At 36.2% G+C, this 351-nt stretch carries 1 pseudogene; it reads right to left on the minus strand.

Annotation, left to right across the window (positions count from 1 at the left end):
* Positions 1 to 351, minus strand: a pseudogene (locus tag GKZ86_RS25360) (type IV secretion protein Rhs); the annotation flags it as partial.

The raw sequence follows: 351 nt of genomic DNA on the forward strand, positions 1-351 counted from the left end.
CTGGATTTTTTCATGTCATCGAGTAAAATCGTGTGACTTATACCTTTTACGTGCAAACCAACCGGACTTCCGTTTACATCAACAGATTTAAGTTTGGTGATGATTCCTTTAGACATTAATTTAATGCCGCCGTTTAGGCTTTTAAAGGTAAAAATAACTTCTCTTCCTTTGTATTTACGAAGAGCCGCAGCCTGGTCTGCAGGTTTAATAACAGCCTTTCCTGTATATTGCCAAACAAACGAAAAATGATGATGATCCATCATTTTTTGGGATAACTCTAAATCGTAGTACACAACGGTTTGTGTAAATTCGTCAATAGTAATATGAACTTGTTCTGAGAATGTTGACATG

The sequence above is a fragment of the Flavobacterium sp. LC2016-13 genome, assembly GCF_009707955.1.
Taxonomy (GTDB): Bacteria; Bacteroidota; Bacteroidia; order Flavobacteriales; family Flavobacteriaceae; genus Flavobacterium.